15 protein-coding genes are annotated in these 11,063 nt (G+C 50.8%); 7 read left to right on the top strand and 8 right to left on the bottom strand.

Translation table 11 applies throughout. The features are described 5' to 3' along the window. Positions 1-347: 347 nt before the first annotated feature. A complete protein-coding gene (rplS, locus tag K384_RS05595) occupies positions 348-704 on the bottom strand; it encodes a 50S ribosomal protein L19 (RefSeq protein ID WP_038030225.1) in 357 nt (118 codons plus the stop codon). 105 nt (positions 705-809) lie between these two features. On the opposite strand from rplS, the gene K384_RS05590 reads away from it, so the two are divergent. Continuing rightward, entirely contained in the window at positions 810-1,334 is a 525-nt protein-coding gene (locus tag K384_RS05590; protein ID WP_157630071.1) for a hypothetical protein, read from the top strand. 5 nt (positions 1,335-1,339) lie between these two features. Continuing rightward, positions 1,340-1,861: a hypothetical protein gene (locus K384_RS05585; protein ID WP_038030222.1), complete on the top strand. Its 522-nt coding sequence runs from the start codon at positions 1,340-1,342 to the stop codon at positions 1,859-1,861. On the opposite strand, the gene K384_RS05580 is transcribed toward K384_RS05585, so the two are convergent. From K384_RS05580 to K384_RS05560, 5 genes are read right to left on the bottom strand one after another with little or no spacing between them, the layout of a single operon-like run. Then, the gene (locus tag K384_RS05580; RefSeq protein ID WP_051633155.1) at positions 1,831-2,859 is read right to left on the bottom strand and encodes an NAD-dependent epimerase/dehydratase family protein; all 1,029 of its coding nucleotides are present in this window, start codon (positions 2,857-2,859) and stop codon (positions 1,831-1,833) included. The two genes, K384_RS05585 and K384_RS05580, sit on opposite strands and share 31 nt — an antisense overlap. Beyond that, positions 2,856-3,554 carry a tetratricopeptide repeat protein gene (locus K384_RS05575; protein ID WP_038030220.1) on the bottom strand — a complete coding sequence of 233 codons (699 nt, stop codon included), beginning with the start codon at positions 3,552-3,554 and terminating at the stop codon, positions 2,856-2,858. Before K384_RS05575 ends, K384_RS05580 begins: the two co-directional genes overlap by 4 nt. 39 nt (positions 3,555-3,593) lie before the next feature. After that, a complete protein-coding gene (locus tag K384_RS05570) occupies positions 3,594-4,064 on the bottom strand; it encodes an acyl-CoA thioesterase (RefSeq protein WP_051633154.1) in 471 nt (156 codons plus the stop codon). A gap of 29 nt (positions 4,065-4,093) precedes the next feature. Then, positions 4,094-4,333: a hypothetical protein gene (locus K384_RS05565; RefSeq protein ID WP_038030219.1), complete on the bottom strand. Its 240-nt coding sequence runs from the start codon at positions 4,331-4,333 to the stop codon at positions 4,094-4,096. Positions 4,334-4,351: 18 nt separating this feature from the next. After that, positions 4,352-4,780, bottom strand: a complete 429-nt coding sequence (locus K384_RS05560) for a 6-pyruvoyl trahydropterin synthase family protein (protein ID WP_038030218.1) — start codon at positions 4,778-4,780, stop codon at positions 4,352-4,354. Positions 4,781-4,913: 133 nt separating this feature from the next. Between K384_RS05560 and K384_RS05555 the strand changes: the two genes are divergently transcribed. The 3 genes from K384_RS05555 to K384_RS05545 are packed head-to-tail and all read left to right on the top strand — an operon-like array spanning position 4,914 to position 8,187. After that, positions 4,914-6,152, top strand: a complete 1,239-nt coding sequence (locus K384_RS05555; protein ID WP_038030216.1) for an OmpA family protein — start codon at positions 4,914-4,916, stop codon at positions 6,150-6,152. A gap of 9 nt (positions 6,153-6,161) precedes the next feature. After that, positions 6,162-7,628 (top strand): TolC family protein, encoded by a 1,467-nt coding sequence (locus K384_RS05550; RefSeq protein WP_071837451.1) that lies wholly within the window; start codon positions 6,162-6,164, stop codon positions 7,626-7,628. After that, positions 7,606-8,187 carry a hypothetical protein gene (locus K384_RS05545; protein ID WP_038030213.1) on the top strand — a complete coding sequence of 194 codons (582 nt, stop codon included), beginning with the start codon at positions 7,606-7,608 and terminating at the stop codon, positions 8,185-8,187. Before K384_RS05550 ends, K384_RS05545 begins: the two co-directional genes overlap by 23 nt. 24 nt (positions 8,188-8,211) lie before the next feature. On the opposite strand, the gene K384_RS05540 is transcribed toward K384_RS05545, so the two are convergent. Next, positions 8,212-8,772, bottom strand: coding sequence for a hypothetical protein (locus tag K384_RS05540; protein ID WP_038030212.1), 561 nt, complete (start codon positions 8,770-8,772; stop codon positions 8,212-8,214). Between the two features lie 60 nt (positions 8,773-8,832). Between K384_RS05540 and cysQ the strand changes: the two genes are divergently transcribed. Further along, positions 8,833-9,618: a 3'(2'),5'-bisphosphate nucleotidase CysQ gene (gene cysQ, locus K384_RS05535; protein ID WP_038030210.1), complete on the top strand. Its 786-nt coding sequence runs from the start codon at positions 8,833-8,835 to the stop codon at positions 9,616-9,618. A gap of 42 nt (positions 9,619-9,660) precedes the next feature. After that, positions 9,661-10,119 carry an acyl-CoA thioesterase gene (locus K384_RS05530; protein WP_051633152.1) on the top strand — a complete coding sequence of 153 codons (459 nt, stop codon included), beginning with the start codon at positions 9,661-9,663 and terminating at the stop codon, positions 10,117-10,119. A gap of 78 nt (positions 10,120-10,197) precedes the next feature. Here K384_RS05530 and K384_RS05525 read toward each other — a convergent pair whose 3' ends face one another. Beyond that, the gene (locus tag K384_RS05525) at positions 10,198-11,043 is read right to left on the bottom strand and encodes a hypothetical protein (RefSeq protein ID WP_038030208.1); all 846 of its coding nucleotides are present in this window, start codon (positions 11,041-11,043) and stop codon (positions 10,198-10,200) included. Between the last annotated feature and the right edge of the window lie 20 nt (positions 11,044-11,063).

Genomic DNA, 11,063 nt, shown 5'->3' with positions numbered 1-11,063 from the left:
CAGCTTGTCATTTCGAACGGAGCGCAAGCGTAGTGAGAAATCTCTTCAAACCAAGCCATAAGCGGCAAGAGAGAGCGTTCGTTTACGCTCGAAATGACAAGGAAGGGGCACTTGAAAAGACAAAAGGAATATTTGAAATGACAAAAGGAAGGATTGCTTGAAAGGGCAAAAGAGAAGGGGCGAAACGACAAGAGGGGAAGCGTGGATAGCAAAAAAGAGAAAAGCCCGAAATAACAGAAACAGGCGCACAAAAGAACGAGAAAAAGAGGAGGCGCACGATAACATAGCAAAAAAAAGAGGTGTCTTCCGGCAGGAAGGCACCTCTTGCAGTAAAAGAAGCGACAAGCTTAGTCGCGCAATTCCTTGATACGGGCAGCTTTCCCTTTTCTGCCGCGCATGTAGTAGATGCGTGCACGACGCACACGACCACGGCGCACCAATTCGATTTTATCGATAGAAGGCGACAAAACAGGGAAAATACGCTCTACGGCAATGCCCCCTGATACTTTTCTTACGGTGAAGGTTTCGCCGTTGGTGTTGGGGTGGCGGCGCTGAATGACTACCCCCTCATATACCTGGATGCGCTCTTTGTTCCCTTCCACGATCTTTACGTGTACGCGTACAGTGTCACCGGCTTTGAAATCGGGCAGTTCGGCGCGGCGCTGAGCGTATTCCGATTCTACGAATTTTATCAAATCTTCCATGACTCAATTATGTTCTGAGGTGATTGATGATTGCTCTTTCTTTTAACGGACTGCAAATATAAACAAATTTTGAATATTGCTATATTTGAAGCCAATTTATTTTTTATGAATATGTTACGAAAACTACTGATAGCGGTATTGCTTACGGCGGGGGTGGTGGCTGCGGCTTACTTTGGCATGGGCGGGCATCTGCCGCCGGAAATTCGCCGCCTATCGTTGCAAAAGCACTATTTTTTGTATCGTCTGTATGAAGGAAGGGTGCCTACCGACAGCCTGAAAGCGCTTCGCCGGCAGGTGCAAACCGACTGGCAAAGCCATAAAATATTGGCATGGGCAGCAGCTTACCCGCACGAACCACAAGCCGGCGAGCTTATAAAGCTGCGGTTGGGGGTGCTGCTCGACAGCCTGCCCGCCGTTCTGCCGGCCGGTTACAGCCCGGATACCCTCAAGGGCGAGTGGGTAGAGCTGCGTGTGCAGGCGCATCCTGTTTGGGCACCGCGTCCTTATGAACTGCACGAGAGGGCGCAGCGCTGGGCTAAAGAGCACCAATTGCTTTTGAGTGGTGAATTTATAGAGTTGATGACTGTTCCCGAGCAAAAAATTGTTATTTTATATAAAATTCAACGCTAAGAACCATGTTTTACAGATATTTGCTTCCCGGGCTCTGCGCCTTGCTGCTGTTTGTGACGGACCTGCGCGCCCAAACGCCCATAGATGCTTTGGAAAAAGAAAAGTTCTTTTTGGCACTCGACAAACCCGGCGTGGTGAAGCGGGTGCGCTACTATGTGGGCGACGAAATCATCTTTTACATGGGCGGCGACCGCTGGCAAGAAGAAATCGTAGGTATCAAGAAAGACACCATCGTGGTAACGCAGGCGGGCAAAGTGGCTATTAAAAACATAGAAGCCGTGGTGGTGCCTTCGCGCTCGTGGTTTTTGAATCAGGGGGCTTTTGTGTTTCCTGTTGCCGGCGTGGGCTATTTCTTGATGGACACACTCAATCCCCGAAACTATGAAAACGGCAATGACCGCGTTACGCCTGAAAATGTTACCATCTCTTCTTCCTTAGTGGGGGCAGGTATTTTGTGCCGTATTTTCCGGAAGAAGAAATACAAAATCAATCAGCGTCATTTGCTCAAAACCATCGAGGTGCTGTGAGCAGCTGCTTGGGGGCGCAAACTTGCGGCTACCCACCGTATGGTGTCGGCCAGGGGGGTATAGCGAAAGGCAGGCAGGAAACGCTGTATTTTGCTGCCGTCGTAGCTGAAATGCTCTTGTGAAATGCGGGCGGTTTCGCGGGTAACGAGCGGCGGGCGCCCGCTTATCAAGCTGTAGAGCGCCGACAAACGCCAGGCTATCTCACTCATCCAAGGGCGTACGGCATAGGAAGGGGGCTTTTGGTGCAGGGCTTCTGCTACCATGCCGAAGAAATCGCGGTAAGCAATGGTGCCGCCATTCAATATGAAGCGCTCGCCGCTAAGGCGTTGCTTGATGAGCAGCAGGCCGGCTTCCACCACATCGCGCACATCCACATAGTTGAGGCTACCCAAGGGGTAGAACTTGCGCCCTTCGAGCACGTAACGGAACAACTGCGTGCTGCTTCGGTGCAGGTCGCCACGCCCCAAGATAAGCGAGGGGTTGAGGATGCCCACCGGCAGCCCTTCGGCATAGCCACGCCACACTTCCATTTCGGCGTGGAACTTCGAGCGGGCATAATGGGTGGTCAAATGGTTTTCTTCCCATTGGTTGCTTTCGTCGATGCGCTCTTGTCCGGGGGCGCGCCCCAGAGCAGCCACCGAGCTGATGTGCAAGAAATAAGAACAACCTTTTTCCAAACAAACATTGACCAGCTGTGCCGTGCCTTGAATGTTGGTGCGGTACAGCTCTTTTTTGTCTTTCGGATTGAACGACACCTTGGCCGCCGCATGAATCACCACCGCGCCTTCGGGCAGCAGTTCATATAAAGTGATGGGGTCGTGAAGGTCCCCTTCGAGCCAACGTATCTGCTTTTGCTCGGTTTCCGAAAAAGGCAAACGGCTTTGTGGACGACGCAGCGCCCACACCTCTGCCCCCTCTTGTAACAAACTGCGCACAAAATATTGCCCCAGCAAGCCGGTAGCGCCCGTGATAAATATTTTTTGCGAAGCGAGCTTCATGCCTGTTTCTTTTTTTTGCCGAAACCTAATTTTTGTGCCACAAACTGAAAAAACTCTTTCCGGCGCGCGGCAGAGCAGAATACTTCTTTAATGATTTGCCACCGGCCGGGGGCATCGCCGTTTTCTTCGGCGGGTATGTTGATAAACCGGGTGGCACGGGGGCGCGGTTGTGGGGTATATTTGCCTTCGGGCAAACCGGCCAGGCGGTCTGCTTGGCGGAAATGTTCGATGGCTGCCTCTTGCATGCCCATTTGTTCGTAGAGCAAGCCCAAATTATTGTGGTTGATGGCGTCGTCGGGGTCCAGTTCAATGGCTTTGTGGTAGTCTTCAATGGCGGCTTCTACCATGCCCAAGGCTGCTTTGATAAAACCACGACTGGCATAGCGGAAAGAGTAGCCGGGCTCGAGTTGCACGGCACGGTCAAAGTCTTCGAGGCTTTCAACCGATTGCCCGGCCATGTGTTTGGCCAAGCCGCGCGCATAAAACCAGTCGGCAGGGGCATGTGCTATGGAAGCAAGTGCCCGGTCATAGTCGGTGATGGCTTCGCTGAAGTGTTCAAGACGGTAACGGCACTGCGCGCGCAGATAGAAAAGTTCTGCCTGTGGTTTTTGTTCTATGAGCTGCGACAGCGCCTCTACCGCCTGTTCATATTGTTGTGCTTCTATGAGCTGTTGGATTGATTGAATCGTTTTCATGTCCTTTTATGAGAGAAACAAGCGAATGAAGCCGAAGGTTTAGCTTTGTATTTTTTGCTCTATGCCATCGAGGGCGGCAATGCCTGCCACTACCTCTTGCGGTATGGGGGCTTTTTGTTTTGTGCGGAAGTCGTAAAACACCAAGCGCGCCTTGGCTTCGGTGGTAATGCGTGCGTGCTGCTCGCTCCAGATGGCGGCTTCCATAATGAGGCTGTACTCATCCATTTCCGTGACGCGGGTGCCCACGGTGATGGTGTCGGGGAAAAACAAAGGTACTTTGTAGCGCACTTCGATGCTTGCCAGTACAGGTCCCACAGGTGTGAAATCGAAGGTTTTGTTTTCCACTATCTTTTGCAGATAAGCCACGCGCCCCGATTCAAAATAGCGCATATACACCACGTTGTTGATATGACCGCCCAGGTCGAGCTCGCCCCATTGGGTAGGTAGTTGAAAAGTGGCTTTGTAGAGGTCAAGAAATTCGTTTTTGCTCATGTTTTTTTTCGAAGACATAGCTGTGTATGGTTTTTTTGAGTGACTTTTTATATATCCAACGCTTGGTACCAGTCTTGGTGCATCTCTTCGAAGCGATCCAGAACTTTCTTCATAAAATCTTCGCGCAAGATGGCGGCTTCCACTTCTTCGGGGCTCATGACTTCCACCTCGCTTACTTTATAGATTTGTTCCAAAAGTCCTTGCTCTATTTTCACAATGTACTTTTGATTCCATGTAAACAAGGTGATTTTGCAGTGTTCGTGGGGTATTTCTTTTAATATGCGCATGGTTGGGATGTTTTTTATTTAGTCTTCGCCAAAATATTCTACATAGTTGTTGGGCGTTTCATAAAGGCGTAAGGCATGCAGACGGGCAAAGTTGTTGGGTGCCAAGCCGGGTATTTTGGGCTCCAAAATGTGCCATATTTCTTTGATAATGTTTTCGCAGCTGGGCAGCTTGCCGCGCAGAAAATCTACATCGAGATTCAGGTTTTTGTGGTCCAGCTTTTCAATGACCTCTTCGCGAATCAACCGGCTGAGTTTCTTGAGGTCCACCACAAAGCCCGTGTCGGGGTCGGGGTGCCCTTTGACCGTCACGATGAGCTCGAAGTTGTGCCCATGCCAATTTTCGTTGGCGCACGGACCAAATATCGCTTCGTTCTCTTCTTTGCTCCACTTCGGATTGTAAAGCTTATGCGCTGCGTTGAAGTGTTCTCTTCTGGATACGTACAACATTCCCTGCTTCTTCTTTAAATTCAAGGCAAATATAACAAAAAGGTGCCATCGCTGAATGGGCTTTGGTCAGTGCTTACAACGGCTGTGCGTTTTTTGCGTTAAATACCTAAAAACAATACCTTAATGCCTGTCTATGAAAAAAGTGTTTCTTGCTACCCTATCGCTATGCCTACACCTGTCTTTGGCTTGGGCGCAGAATTTGGTGCCCAATCCCGGCTTCGAGCAATATGACCGCTGCCCCACACAATATGGCGAAATAGCGCGGGCAGTGCCTTGGTTGTGTGTGCGGGGCACGCCCGACTTTTTGGCTGCCTGCACCTCGAACCGGGCAATCAAAACACCGGGCAACTATTTCGGAAGCATGGTGGCGCATAGTGGCGGTAACTATGCCGGCTTGGCGTCTTATCATCCTACCGTGCCCAATGAAATGATAGCCGTGAAGTTGCTGCGTCCATTGCGCAAGGGCAGGCGTTACCGCGCGGGCTATTGGCTTTCGCTGGCCTATAGCTACTCGGGCTATGCTTCGAACAATATGGGCTTGCGCTTTACCAACAATCCTTATGCCGACACACTGGCCACGGAAGCGCATTTGCGCATGGAAAACATCTTGGACTACACCGGTGGATGGACACTCTTTGAAGGGGTGTTCCGTGCCGACCGGGATTATGAATACCTTTTGATTGGGAACTTCTACACCAAAGAGCGCTCGAAATTGAAAGAGCGCCCCTTTGCCGTTGCTTCTTCGGCATACTACTACATCGATGATGTGTTTGTGGAAGAGCTGCCCGACAGCAACGAAGTGGTGGTGAATATAGAAATGCCGGCGGCGCCGGAAGCAGAGCTGCGCGTGAAGCCTGAACAAGGCGAAGAACGAAAAGGCACTTTCAGGGGCGATACCACGCTTTATTTGCCCAAACAGCGCTACCGCGTGGAAATACACACGCCGGGCAATTATCCGGTGATTGAAGACATCGTGCCCGACAGCACCGAATACACACTAAGGCCGCAGCCGCAGCCTTTGCAAAAGGGGGAAACCATTGTGCTGCGCCATATTTACTTCGACTTCAACAAGGCGACGCTCAAAAAAGAATCGTATGCCGAGCTGGATTTATTGGTTGATATCTTGCGCCAAAATCCTCAAATGCGTATTCTTATCAGCGGACACACCGACAACGTGGGCAGCACCGGATACAACCAACGCTTGTCACTGATGCGTGCCGCCACCGTGCGCGACTACTTGGTATCGAAAGGAATTGCCCCCCAACGCATAGAAGTAAAGGGATGGGGAATGGAGCACCCCATAGCGCCCAATACTACCGAAGAAGGGCGGGCGCTCAATCGAAGGGTAGAATTTACTATCTTGGAATTCTGATCCGGTTTTATGAAACAGCTACATGTTCTTTTTCTTTTGTGCCTTCAACTAAGCACTGCACAGGCGCAATCTTTGGTGATGGGCTTGCAAGAAGCCATCGAGCGGGCGCAGGCGCAATCGCTCGATTATGAGAAAAACCGCAATGAATGGATCAACAACTATTGGGCGTATAAAACCTACCAAGCCGGTTTGCGCCCCCGTTTGGTCTTTCGCGGCGACTTGCCCGACCTGAGCCGCACCATCGTGCCGGTGATTCAAAACGATGGTACCGAAACCTTCCGGGCGCGTAGTCTGGCCAACTCTTTTGCCGAAATGGCTTTGGAGCAGCCCATCGTGCCTACGGGAGGGACCTTCTTCGTGAGCTCGCAACTGAGCCGTATAGATGTGCTCTCGCCTGTGAGCACGACTTCCTATCTTGCTTATCCGGTGGTGGTGGGTATCCGTCAGCCCCTGTGGGGCTACAATCATTTGTTGTGGCAGCAGCGCATCGAACCGCTGCGATATGAAGAAAGCCGCCGCCGCTTCGATGAGTCTATGGAAATGATTGCCGTTAAGACAACCGAGCTTTTCTTTAATGCCCTCTTGGCACAAAAGAATCTTGAAATTGCCGATTTCAACTATAGCAATGCCGATACGCTTTACAGCATTGCACGGGCACGCTTCGAACTGGGCAAAATATCGGAGGTGGACCTGCTCGAAATAGAGTTGTACTATTTGAACAACCGCAATGCGCGCGACCTGGCACAGTATGAATATAACTACCACCTGCTGCAGCTGAAAAACTATTTGCGCCTGGATGAAGACACGGACCTGCAGCTAAAAGTGCCGGAGTGGTTGCCTTTACTGCGCATCGATGCCACGGAGGCATTGGCACAGGCACGCCAAAACAGAGCCAAGACACTGAGCATTCAGCGCCGTTTGCTGGAAGCCGAGCAGGAAGTGGCCAAAGCACGCGCCGAGCGGGGGTTCCGCGCAGATTTGTATCTGTCTTTTGGCTTGTCGAAAAGCGCACCTACTTTGCAGGATACCTATAGCGATGTGCAAGACCAGGAGCGTTTCCGCTTGAGCCTGGAAATCCCTATTCTGGATTGGGGACGTGGGCGTGCCCGTATCAAGACCGCCCTTGCCAATTATCGTTTAACACAGACCGAAGCCGAAGTAGAGCAAAGCGAGTTCGAGCAGGAAGTGCTTTTGCAGGTGCAGCGCTGGAACATATACAGTGAGCAAATCCAGTATGCACAACGGGCATGGGAGGTAGCCCGCAAGCGTTACGAGATAGCCTGGCATCGTTTTCGCCGTGGACATATACAGCTTAGCGAGCTGAATGCAGCCAAGCGGGAACAAAACGAAGCCCAGCGGCAATATTTGAGCAGCTTGCAAAATTTGTGGAGCGCCTATTTCGTTTTGCGTATGTTGACGCTTTATGACTTCGAAAAACAGCAAACCATAGAGTATGAAATACATGAAGAAGAGTAAAGGGGTGTTTGCTTTGTTGAGCGCCATGGTTTTATGGGCCTGCGGGGGCAATGAAGAAAGTACCCCCCGCCAAGTACAGCCCAAAGAGCATATTACTACCGTGCAACTGGACTTTATCAACGAAAGCGACCCCACTGAAATGCACCGGGTCCGCTATTATGACCTCGACGGCCCGGGCGGGCAAGCCCCTGTTTTTGACCCGGTGGCTTTGAAACCGCAAAGCCGCTATGTGTGCTTACTTTCATTTTTCGACGAGTCGCGCACGCCCGCTTACGACGTGACCAACGCCATTGCACTGGAAGCTGAAAGCTATCAGGTATTTTATGAAGTAATGCCCGGCAATGGCTTGCGTTTTGCCGGCTATGAAGACGAAGACAACCAAGGGCGCCCTTTGGGGCTGGAAGCAGCTTTTGCCACCTATAGCCCGGCAACCGACACCCTGCTTTTGCGTTTGATGTACCAACCCGGCGGGCTCAAGCGGGGCGATTCCACCTTGGGCGCGCTCAACTTTGAAGCCCGCTTCCCTATACAAGTTGCCGGATTGCCTGCCGTGCAATAAGGGCATTTCGGAAGGCGCCCCTTTTTATTTGCCGTATTGGTCTATCACGCGGCGGAGCTCTTCCATTTTGCTTTGGCTATATGCCCCGGAGGTGATATGTACAATCCTGCCGCTCTTGTCCAATACAAAAAAGTAAGGCTTCGACTTGTCTTTCATGTTTAAAAAGCGCTTGTAAGGGGTGATGTTGCCATGGTAAAGCAACACATGCGATTTGAGGCTTTCGTCTATGCTTGCAAACTGCTGTTCGAATTTGGCAAATTGGCCATCCGGCACAATGGCACGCACCATGGGGATGAAGTACAGGTTGAGCGGGGTTTCTTCATAAAGCGCTTCGAAAACGGCATGGTTCTCTTCAATAAAGTACTTGTAGGCAGGCAACAACCATGTTTCCAGCTCGGCTTCTGACTCTTGCGAATAAGCAAGACAAAGCAGACTCACCTTGCCGCGGGTGTCTTGCGGAATACGCACTGTTTGCCCGTCGGCTGTGCGCCCTTCCAAGGCAGGGAAAGGCTGGTTTTTTTGTGCACAGAGCGAAAGGGTCATTCCGGTCAATAACAGCGTAGCAAAAAAACGTTGAATCTTCATACTTAGAACTATTTGTGTATTTTTATCTTTACGCAAAGAAGAGCCCCCAAGTTTTTGCCTATGGATATAGCGTTGCAACAAATCATAGAAACGGTGTATGAAGCGGGCGCCGTCATTATGCACTATTTCCGTTCGGTGCATTTGCAGGTAGAGCAAAAAAAGGACGAGTCGCCGTTGACCATAGCCGATCGCGAAGCCAACAGCATTTTGACGCATATGCTGGAACGATACAGCGGGCACCCGGTGGTATCGGAAGAAAACGCCATGCTGCCCTACGAAGAGCGTTGCCGCTGGCATAAATTCTGGCTGGTAGATCCGCTGGATGGCACCAAGTCTTTTATCCGGGGCGAAGAGACCTTTACCGTCAATGTGGCTTTGATTAAGGGGCAGCTGCCCGTCATGGGTTTGTTGTATGCACCGGCCTACGATACCCTCTATTACGCAGTGCAAGGACAAGGAGCTTTCCGGGTGCAACAGCGCGGGCAAGCACAGCCGCTCAAGCGCCCGCCCATGCCCCCTTATTTGACGGCACTCATCAGCAAATCACACCGGGGCAATCAAGACAAGGAGTTGCTGCGTGGGCTGCCCGTCAAGCATTTCGTGCCTTTAAGCAGTGCTTTGAAGTTTGCCCGGGTAGCCGAAGGCAAGGCGCATATTTATGTGCGCACGGGACCTACCATGGAGTGGGATACTGCCGCCGGGCAGGCCATCGTGGAGGAGGTCGGCGGTGTGGTGTTGGACCTGCAGGGCAATCCTTTGATTTACAATAAAAAAGAAATGCGCAACGATGGCTTCGTATGCAAATTGTATCCCGAGCTGCAAACATATAGCCCCGCTAAGAAGTAATACAGTTTGTTTCTCTTATCTTTGCACTCAAAAAAACATCACATGGAAAAATTACCACAATCACAGCCCAAGCATGCGTTCAGCAGCTACATTGAAGAAAAAATAAAACGCTCGGAAACGCGCATCTTTAAAGCCGTTTTTCCTGATTTGACCAACCACTACGACACACTCTTCGGGGGCACCGCCATGCAAATGATGGATGAAGTGGCTTTCATTACGGCTACGCGTTTCACACGCTTGCCGGTGGTAACCATTGCCAGCGACCGCATTGAGTTTAAAAAACCCATTCCGGCAGGTACTATTGTGGAATTGGTGGGAAAGGTGGTGAAAATAGGCAACACCAGTTTGGATGTACGTGTGGATATCTACGTGGAAAGCATGTATGCCGAAGAAAGAGAAAAAGCCATTTCCGGAACCTTTACCTTTGTAGCCATCGATAAGGACCGCCGCCCGGTGAGTGTGTTGGCGAATTCGCCATTGCATCAGTCCGAAGGGAAATAACGGCAGGCAAATGCAAGCCGCAACGAAAAAAGAGGGAGGCATTGTGCCGTCCCTCTTTTGTTTTTATGCTTGTGTTGTTTAGTCTTCGTCTGCTTGCTTCGTCTTCTTTATCTTCTCATTGCTGTCGGTTGCTTTTTCTATTTCGCCTTCATTTTCGAGGCGGAATGTTTCATACACTTTCAATATGGGGTGTATTTCCTTTTTGCGTGCCTTGAAGTCAAGATCCACCTCATCTACAATGTCGGTATCGATGATGCGCAGGTCAATCAATTCTTCAACCAAGGGGCGCAAAGACTCGAAGCCGGTATCCGAAACATCCAGGGCAAAGTTGGAAATAAATTCAATGTCGCTGTCGGCGTCTGAACCGTCGAATACAGCTTCGTCGTTTTGCAAGTCATCGGCTTTTTCTATGAACAACTCAAGCAATTCGCGGAAGGCGGTTTCTACCTTCGGGGCTATGCCGGGCTCATAAAAAACAGCCTGTGCCAAGCCGGTGCTTACGGCCAACTTGGAGAAGGGGTCAATATCGCCTTGGTGCAGCATATCCACATAGGTGCGGAAGTGTGCTTTGGCAGAGAAAGTAATGAAAGGCCACATTTCCTCGAGCATGAACGTATCGCCAAAGAGCAGCTCCATGGTATAGGCATCGCCTTGTAGCAGCTCCATCACCAGGCGGGTGGCGTGGTCGCTATGCATTTGGCGCAACAGCAAAATAGCATGCACGGGCGCCAGACGCCCACCGTCTAAAGGCAGGTCGGCATAGAATCGAGGACGCGCAGCGGCATCTTGCAGAATACGCAACAAGTCCTCTTCAATGCCTTCCATGTGGAGCAAATCCTCAATCATCTTCGGACTGACATCGTAGCCTGTAGTGAATAACTTCTCTACGGCTTTGTTCTTCACCTGAATTTCCTTTGGTATCATGATTGTTTTTTGTTGAAAAA

This window comes from Thermonema rossianum DSM 10300, from assembly GCF_000426825.1.
Taxonomy (GTDB): Bacteria; Bacteroidota; Bacteroidia; order Cytophagales; family Thermonemataceae; genus Thermonema; species Thermonema rossianum.
The sequence above is the reverse complement of the archived record's forward strand: the minus strand, read 5'-3'. Positions and strand labels throughout refer to the sequence as shown.

Excerpts from the sequence above, each read along its gene's own strand:
- rplS (WP_038030225.1), bottom strand. The coding sequence starts at position 704 with ATGGAAGATTTGATAAAATTCGTAGAATCGGAATACGCTCAGCGCCGC.
- K384_RS05590 (WP_157630071.1), top strand. The coding sequence starts at position 810 with ATGAATATGTTACGAAAACTACTGATAGCGGTATTGCTTACGGCGGGG.
- K384_RS05585 (WP_038030222.1), top strand. The coding sequence starts at position 1,340 with ATGTTTTACAGATATTTGCTTCCCGGGCTCTGCGCCTTGCTGCTGTTT.
- K384_RS05580 (WP_051633155.1), bottom strand. The coding sequence starts at position 2,859 with ATGAAGCTCGCTTCGCAAAAAATATTTATCACGGGCGCTACCGGCTTG.
- K384_RS05575 (WP_038030220.1), bottom strand. The coding sequence starts at position 3,554 with ATGAAAACGATTCAATCAATCCAACAGCTCATAGAAGCACAACAATAT.
- K384_RS05570 (WP_051633154.1), bottom strand. The coding sequence starts at position 4,064 with ATGTCTTCGAAAAAAAACATGAGCAAAAACGAATTTCTTGACCTCTAC.
- K384_RS05565 (WP_038030219.1), bottom strand. The coding sequence starts at position 4,333 with ATGCGCATATTAAAAGAAATACCCCACGAACACTGCAAAATCACCTTG.
- K384_RS05560 (WP_038030218.1), bottom strand. The coding sequence starts at position 4,780 with ATGTTGTACGTATCCAGAAGAGAACACTTCAACGCAGCGCATAAGCTT.
- K384_RS05555 (WP_038030216.1), top strand. The coding sequence starts at position 4,914 with ATGAAAAAAGTGTTTCTTGCTACCCTATCGCTATGCCTACACCTGTCT.
- K384_RS05550 (WP_071837451.1), top strand. The coding sequence starts at position 6,162 with ATGAAACAGCTACATGTTCTTTTTCTTTTGTGCCTTCAACTAAGCACT.
- K384_RS05545 (WP_038030213.1), top strand. The coding sequence starts at position 7,606 with ATGAAATACATGAAGAAGAGTAAAGGGGTGTTTGCTTTGTTGAGCGCC.
- K384_RS05540 (WP_038030212.1), bottom strand. The coding sequence starts at position 8,772 with ATGAAGATTCAACGTTTTTTTGCTACGCTGTTATTGACCGGAATGACC.
- cysQ (WP_038030210.1), top strand. The coding sequence starts at position 8,833 with ATGGATATAGCGTTGCAACAAATCATAGAAACGGTGTATGAAGCGGGC.
- K384_RS05530 (WP_051633152.1), top strand. The coding sequence starts at position 9,661 with ATGGAAAAATTACCACAATCACAGCCCAAGCATGCGTTCAGCAGCTAC.
- K384_RS05525 (WP_038030208.1), bottom strand. The coding sequence starts at position 11,043 with ATGATACCAAAGGAAATTCAGGTGAAGAACAAAGCCGTAGAGAAGTTA.